Origin of the sequence: Zymomonas sp., assembly GCF_020216885.1 — a bacterium.
GTDB lineage: Bacteria > Pseudomonadota > Alphaproteobacteria > Sphingomonadales > Sphingomonadaceae > Zymomonas.
The window spans coordinates 1-5,640 of sequence record NZ_JAIWON010000166.1 but is presented as its reverse complement, the minus strand read 5'-3'; the positions used below and the strand labels follow the sequence as shown (position 1 = coordinate 5,640).

General features: G+C 49.1%; 5 protein-coding genes. 3 read left to right on the top strand and 2 right to left on the bottom strand.

Going from position 1 to position 5,640, the window contains the following annotated elements; genetic code table 11:
• The 3 genes from LDL18_RS08620 to LDL18_RS08610 all read left to right on the top strand — a co-directional run.
• The coding region (locus LDL18_RS08620) for an RsmB/NOP family class I SAM-dependent RNA methyltransferase (protein WP_296508764.1) at window positions 1-999 on the top strand (999 nt) is incomplete at its 5' end.
• A 151-nt stretch (window positions 1,000-1,150) separates the two neighbouring features.
• Window positions 1,151-1,813 carry a ribulose-phosphate 3-epimerase gene (gene rpe / locus LDL18_RS08615; RefSeq protein ID WP_296508762.1) on the top strand — a complete coding sequence of 221 codons (663 nt, stop codon included), beginning with the start codon at window positions 1,151-1,153 and terminating at the stop codon, window positions 1,811-1,813.
• Window positions 1,810-3,576, top strand: a complete 1,767-nt coding sequence (locus tag LDL18_RS08610; protein WP_296508760.1) for a heparinase II/III family protein — start codon at window positions 1,810-1,812, stop codon at window positions 3,574-3,576. Before rpe ends, LDL18_RS08610 begins: the two co-directional genes overlap by 4 nt.
• A 250-nt stretch (window positions 3,577-3,826) precedes the next feature.
• On the opposite strand, the gene LDL18_RS08605 is transcribed toward LDL18_RS08610, so the two are convergent.
• Together LDL18_RS08605 and LDL18_RS08600 are read right to left on the bottom strand one after the other, a co-directional pair.
• Window positions 3,827-4,423 carry an LUD domain-containing protein gene (locus LDL18_RS08605; RefSeq protein WP_296508758.1) on the bottom strand — a complete coding sequence of 199 codons (597 nt, stop codon included), beginning with the start codon at window positions 4,421-4,423 and terminating at the stop codon, window positions 3,827-3,829.
• Window positions 4,420-5,640, bottom strand: a 1,221-nt coding sequence (locus tag LDL18_RS08600; RefSeq protein WP_296508756.1) for a lactate utilization protein B, incomplete at its 5' end; no start/stop codon positions are given. The genes LDL18_RS08600 and LDL18_RS08605, both read right to left, overlap by 4 nt.

Genomic DNA, 5,640 nt, shown 5'->3' with positions numbered 1-5,640 from the left:
CATGTGGCGATTGCGACAGTTCTGCCTTTGGTAGATGGGGGCCCTCGTCGTCTGGTTCATGGCGTTTACGGTAGCCTTGATAGACGGGAAGGCGTGGCTTTGCCGGAATATCCGACTTTGCCCGATGAAACCGCCTATCGTTGGGAAAAAGCCTGGGGTGAGCCGATGTTGGCCGCCGCTAGTCGGGCTTTGGCAGAACAGCCGCCGGTTGATTGGACCTTGAAAAATCCTGAAGATACCGCTCTTTGGCAGGAAAAATTATCCGGTAAAAGCTTGTTTGAAGGGCATATCCGTCTTCCCGAAGGGCATCCCCCGATTGGTGAATTAGAAGGCTATCAGGAAGGGGCGTGGTGGGTGCAGGATATTTCTGCCTCGTTGGCGGCTCGATTATTAGGCCAAGGCGATAACCGCAAAATTCTTGATCTTTGCGCGGCTCCCGGTGGCAAGACTATGCAGTTAGCCTCACAAGGGTGGCAGGTTACGGCTGTCGATATCGCGGCCAAAAGATTGACCCGATTGCATGACAATCTGAAACGCATGGGCTTGTCTGCGGAAGTGGTGACGGCCGATCTGGCTGATTATACCCCAAAAGAAGCTGTTGATGCGATTTTGCTGGATGCGCCTTGTTCCGCTAGCGGGATTTTTCGCCGTCATCCTGATGTGTTGTATCGGGTTAGTTCGCGTATCATTACCGATATGGCCGAACAGCAGAAAAAGCTGCTTCACCGTGCATCGCAATGGGTCAAAAAAGGCGGAAAGCTCGTCTATGCTGTCTGCTCTTTGGAGCCGGAAGAAGGCGAAGCGGTTATTCGCGACTTTTTAGCGCATCATTCTGATTACCGGATTGATTCTTTGAAAAAAGAGAGCCTGCCTGCCGGTTTGTCCCCTTCCAAAGAAGGGTGGCTTCGGATTTTGCCAGAAAATCTGGCCGAAAAAGGCGGAAATGACGGCTTTTTTATAGCGTATTTTACACGGTATGACGAAAAAGAAGCAAAATGATTGAATTCAGGCTATTTTTTCCAAATGGATTTATAATAGTCTGAAGCCTACTGGTTCGTCATTTCAAGATACGGTAAAGACTTAAGGTCGCTTTTGTCCCAGAAGGCGGCCTTAAAAGTTTTTGTCTCTATATTCTGTCTGGCTATATTTTATGAGTAAATTACCCCTGATTGCGCCTTCTATCCTTTCGGCGGATTTTGCCCATTTGGGAGATGAAGTCGCGGCGATAGATCAGGCCGGTGCTGATTGGATCCATATTGATGTGATGGATGGCCATTTCGTGCCGAATATCACCATAGGCTCCATGGTTGTGAAGGCTTTGCGTCCCTATAGCCAAAAGCCTTTTGATGTTCATTTGATGATTGCGCCTGTCGATCAATATATTGAGGCTTTTTCCGACGCGGGTGCCGATATTATCAGTTTCCATCCCGAAGCGGGCGCGCATCCCCATCGCACTATTCAGCATATCAAATCATTAGGCAAAAAAGCGGGTCTGGTCTTTAATCCGGCAACGCCTTTAAGCTGGCTTGATTATCTGATGGATGATCTTGATCTGATTATGGTGATGAGCGTTAACCCCGGTTTTGGCGGCCAAAAATTTATCAAAACCCAATTAGAAAAGATTAAAGATATCCGTCAAAGAATTACAGCCTCTGGGCGGGATATTCGCTTGGAAGTGGATGGCGGAATTGATGCCACGACTGCACCGCTTGCCGTCGAAGCCGGTGCCGATGTTTTGGTCGCGGGAACGGCCAGCTTTAAAGGCGGCGCAACATGTTACACCGATAATATCAGGATATTGCGTAAATCATGAGAGAAAAGGGAGATCCCGATCTTAACGGAGATGAAAACTCCGGCGAGCCGAAACCCGGTAAATGGTTGATCCGTGTCAATAGTGACAAGCAGCCTTCTTTAACCGAACGGATTGTTAACCGTTTGAGCCGCTTGTCATGGCACACCCCTTTCTATGCCCTGCGTTTGCGGGGACGGCCGCCTTTGCGGTTGATGGCTGTGCCACGCGATCCTTTTTCTGGTAATGCCGAGGCCGGTAAGGCTATCCGTCATGGAGAAATCCGCTTTTTCCATGAAAAAGTTAAGCTGGATCATCCTCTCTTTCCTGTCACAGGCGTGTCGCCTGAATTTACAGATTATTTGCATAGCTTTATCTGGCTGCGCGATTTGGCAGAAGCGGGCAACCGTCAGGAAGTTGCCAAAATTGCGGAAAAACTGACCCGCAATTGGCTTGAAGTCCATGCTGATGAAATTGATGATAAAGCATGGCAACCCGATATTTGGGGGCGTAGGATTTTATTTTGGGGCGCTTATGCGCCACTTATTTTATCTTCGACCGATCTGGTTTATCGCTCGAAATTATTAAACAGCCTTGCCCGTGGGGGACGACATCTGTCCCGCAGTGCTGATAAAATGCCAAATGGCCTTAACCGTGCCATTTCATGGATGGGATTGGTGGCGGCCACCTTGTTATTGCCGGATGAAAAAACCTTTCTACAGCGGCATGAGCAAGGGTTGTTAAAGGCTTTGAACCGTTGCCTTTTTGAAGATGGTGGTATCATCAGCCGCACCCCCTATGACCAGCTTGAGTTGGTTGAATATAGTGCGATGTTGTTGGCCGTGTATCATTCCCGCGATATGCAGCCCAATACCATGATTACCCGTATGATGGCACGTGCCGTCAGGGCTTTATTGGGTGTGACCTTGGGGGATGGCGGGCTTGCCAGTTTCCAAGGGGGTGTTCCGGTTGATAAAAAGCGGGTCGATGCCGCTATCTATGCTGCCGGTATCCGTAGCCGTCCGTTAAGTCGTGCCGGTGAATGGGGCTATCAACGCTTAAGCCATGGTCAGACGACTTTGGTAATTGATACAGCGCCCCCGCCGGTTATTCATCGTGCGGGATTGGCTTCGGCCTCGACCTTGGCTTTTGAAATGTCGGATGGGGCAGACCGCTTGATTGTCAATTGCGGCGGCGTTTTGGGAAGTGATCTTGACCAAGGCGATAATAGCGAAGCCTTGCCGCCGGAATTAAGCCAGTTATTGCGAGCAACTGCCGCCCATTCAACCCTTGTCCTGAAAGACAGCAATTCGACCGCTTTGATGGAAGATGGCAGTCTGGGGCGAGGTGTCAGTGAAGTCGAGCTGGATCGCCATGAAGGTCAAAATGGTAGTCTGTTAGAAGCTAGTCATGACGGCTATATGCGGCGTTTCGGTTTTATTCATCGCCGGAAGTTGGCCTTATCAGCCAATGGTTGGGAATTACGGGGTGAGGATATTCTGTTGCCTGCGGGGCGAAGAAGAGCCAGCGAAATGCCCTTTATCCTGCGTTTCCATCTCGCCCCTTGGGTAGAGGTGACTAATACGGCTGATGGTATGGGGGCTTTGTTGCGGATTGAACGGGGTGCCTTGTGGCAATTCCGTTGCCGTGGCGGGAAGTTGGGTTGCGAACCCAGTATCTGGATTGACCCGACAGGTTGGCCGCGTTTGACTAATCAGATTACGATATCCGGTTTAACCCCTGCCGGAGGATGTAATGTTGATTGGGTGTTAAAAAGAGCAGGATAAATTCAGCTTTTTTAGGATGGTTTGATTGAAGCCTATCTCCATATAGCCTGAATGACGGGGTATCTTTCGCCCTGTTTTAATGTCCTATCAAAGGAAAGCCTTTTGGGTTGAAAGGCCTTCTTTTGATAGGGTATTTTTTTGAGGTTAAAGCCTTTCAGCTTACGGGGATAAAGATTTTTTCCGCCTTTTGATCTGGTTAGAAAAATTGATTTTACCCGTCTCTAATCTGGGAAGAGAGACGGATAAGAAATTACGCTTGGCGCGGCTGCAAAATGACCAAAAGTGAGCGGACACCTTGTGCGCCGTGAATAAGAATGCCTTCAATATCGGCCGTGGCGGAAGGCCCTGTGTGGAAAACAGCATAGCCATGTTCGCGCCATTCTGGCCGTTGATAGGCATTATGCAGGTTGAACAGGATATCAGCCGGATCGACCAAAACAATTAGATGTTGCGGTAGATAGCCCAATGTATTGATGCCAAAATTGCTGTCTGTCAGGCAAAGAGAACCCGTTTCTGCGACCGCGAAAGAGGCTCGGACAATGCCGAAGTCAACATCTTTCAAATCTGTCGGTTGCGTGTCGGGGGTTAACGGGAAATTGCCCTTTATCTCTTCGACATGGGAGCAGATGATTTTTGCGTCTTTAGTCTTTTCATCAACTAATTCTGCCAATGTTTGCCCTTCGACTGCGGCGACCTCGCCGCCCATATTGATGACCGCTTGGGTGAATTGACTGATCAGATCGGTTGTCGCCGCTTTATCATCGAAAAGCGGCACTTTGGGTAGAGGATGTTCAGCATCATGGCGGGCAATCGCGATGTTGTCGAGAATGCGTTGACGGCTGGTCATGCTTTTTTCCCTCTGTTTTTCTGATACCACTGATAGAAGGTTTCGCGTTTTACCTCCGGCATTTCCCGTCCGGTTGTCCAACGGTTCAAGCGGTTATAAATCGCAAAATGCGGCAAATGCCTAAGGATGCTGTTCGTAATCGGTAGGGCTTTGCGATAGAGTTTTGGACTGGAGAGTAAGGCTCCAGCTGATTTCATCATGGCCTTTTTTACAAAAGGCAATTCGTGATTTTCTGAAATAAATTGCCGCCAAGAGGCAATCTGTTCATGAATATTGATTTTGACCGGACAGACATTGGCGCAGCTGCCATTCAAGGTCGAAGAAAAAGGCAGGCGGCTATATTTATGCACATTATAGGTCGGGTCGATAATTAGGCCAATGGGCCCTGCATAGGTAGCCCCATAGCTGAGACCTCCAGAGCGGCGGAAAACCGGACAGGTATTCATGCAAGCGCCGCAGCGAATACATTTCAGTGAATGGCGGAATGTTTCGTTTTTCAGTCTTTCCGAACGGCCATTATCAACAAGAATAATATGCATTTCGCCGCCTTTTCTCGGCGCGCGGAAATGTGAGGTATATTGCGTAATCGGTGATCCCAAAGCACTGCGTGATAACAGCCGGACAAAAACCGGCACATCTTCAAGGCGGGGGATTACCTTTTCAATCCCGACAGAAGCGATATGTATTGGCGGGACATTCGCCGAAAGATCGGCGTTGCCTTCATTGGTGCAAACCACAATGCTGCCTGTTTCAGCGACCGCATAGTTGCAACCGGTCATGCCTGCATCTGCCGAGAGGATGAGCGGGCGTGTCGCTTCCCTTTGGCATTCAGCGAGATAATGGGCATCGGCATTGTGTTCATCCGAGCCATAGCTTTTGTGAAAGACCTGTGCGACATCTTCGCAGAGTTTATGCACTGCCGGAACAACAACATGGCTTGGATCTTCGTTATCGAGCTGTTGAATCCGTTCGCCAAGATCAGTCTCAACAACTTCGATATCCGCTTTTTTGAGATAATCCCGCAGACCACATTCTTCGGTCAGCATGGATTTGCTTTTGATGAAGCGTTTGGCTTGATGGCTATTCAGAATGTCTAGGACGATTTTGTTATGTTCTTCGGCATCCAATGCCCAATGGACATGCACCCCGTTGGCGGTGGCGTTCTTTTCAAATTCCAGCAGATATTCATCTAGCCGAGACAATGTATGGCTTTTGAT